Below are 1,627 nucleotides of genomic sequence, written 5' to 3' on the forward strand. Positions count from 1 at the left end.
CATCTGTTCTAGTTTAGTGACGGAGTGAAGCAGGATCTCAGCGGAGACTATACCGAATTGAGGCGGATTAGCTCAGGAGACTGGGTTCGCTGGAGCAGGCAGTCGCTGATTTGTTGTGTGATACCTTCGAGGCGGCGCACTCACAGCCGTGAGTGCGTCGCCGTTCCAGCGCTGCCGCTATCGACACAGGTGCTTCCCCGGTCGTCAGGCGAGTTCGTTACCAGAACTCGCCTGACTCAACCTGCTCACGTAACCGCGGTCGATGCGGATTTGGATCACGTGAAGCCCACAGCAACAACTCATCTAAATCCGGAAGTTCGTACCCTAAATCGAGCATCACGTACAACTGAATCAGGTGTGAATGGCGTTCGACAGCGTGAGAACATCGTCGACGAGGAAGTTGCGGCGACGACGCTGTGGCGTCGTCGGCGCTTTCCCGTTGTTTCACGTCCAGTTTCCGGAGTTCATCGACGATAACACGGCTCATCAGCAGTGAGATTGCGGCCATGATGACCAGAGCTTCGATGATGTACGGATCGGTCGTGTTGATTTCGTCAAGTCCGAAGCGTGATTTCAGTTCTTTGAACAATAATTCTATTTCCCAGCGCGCCCGATAGAGCTGTGCGATATCGGGCGCACTATAGTCGTCTTTCGAGAGATTTGTCAAATAGAGATGGTACTCTTCAGTATCCTCGTTCCAAACACCGACCAGTCGGAACGTTCGGGTCGTGCTGGTGCACGACCCTCGCTTTCGCTCGAACGAGAGGGTGATGCGAACATCGATTTCCTGTCGCTGCAGGTCGTCAAGGACGTCCTGCAGCGACTCTCCTTCGAGCGGGATACTGTTCCCCCGCCACGTCCGGAGCTCTTCGACGATCTCGAAGTTTGCGTCGTCTTTCACACGGGAGACGAACCAGCCGTTATTCTGGTCGATGCGGTCGAACAACCAGAAGTCGTAGAAACCGAGATCGAGCAAGACAAGTGCGCCAGCTACCCACTCGCCGGTGGGTAGCTGGCTCCGTTCTTGGGTTTTAGCGTCAGTTGTTCGGTACCGTGTTGGAAGGCCAGTTGAGAGTGATTCTGTTAGGTGAAGTTTCAGACCGGCCTGATCGTCACCGGTCGCAGCGTACACATCCGCGGCGTCTTGATAGAGAGAAACAATGCTCCCATCGGCAATGAGGACGTCTCGAAAGCGTTCGAGACGTCCGCTAAGGTCGGCATTTCTGGTATCGAGATTCTCGATGGCATCATCGAGAATCTCTCGAAGGAGTGCAACGAACGGTGGAGAGAACCACCCGTGGAAGGTTGCATAGGAGAGTTCATCGCAGTCGGACATTTCGACGAATCGTTCGAGAAAAGCCTGTACAGATCGGTCTGACCCAGCAGCGAAGCCAAGTGAAAGCGTGTAGAACAGCGCAACAGCGTCGAATTTCCGTTCACGCTCGACGAGATTCGTTGCGCGAGCGCGCTCGCGCAACTCATCGGAGGGAAACGCTCTTTGAATCCGATCAACAATCACTGAATCCGGTGGGGAGTAAGTCACACTATCCACCGGATTTCTCTGACTGGTAGTTACAACGATATCTAATCAGACGACGGTACACTCTGCTAAACTAGAACGGATGGT

Annotated in this window: 1 protein-coding gene; it reads right to left on the reverse strand. The window is 54.0% G+C overall.

Annotation, left to right across the window (positions count from 1 at the left end):
• Positions 1-217 precede the first annotated feature (217 nt).
• Complete coding sequence (locus APQ99_RS12425) at positions 218-1,552, reverse strand: IS4-like element ISH32 family transposase (protein WP_012289608.1); 1,335 nt, start codon at positions 1,550-1,552, stop codon at positions 218-220.
• Positions 1,553-1,627 lie beyond the last annotated feature (75 nt).

It is taken from the genome of Halobacterium salinarum DSM 3754, from assembly GCF_008124605.1.
GTDB classification, from domain to species: domain Archaea; phylum Halobacteriota; class Halobacteria; order Halobacteriales; family Halobacteriaceae; genus Halobacterium; species Halobacterium salinarum.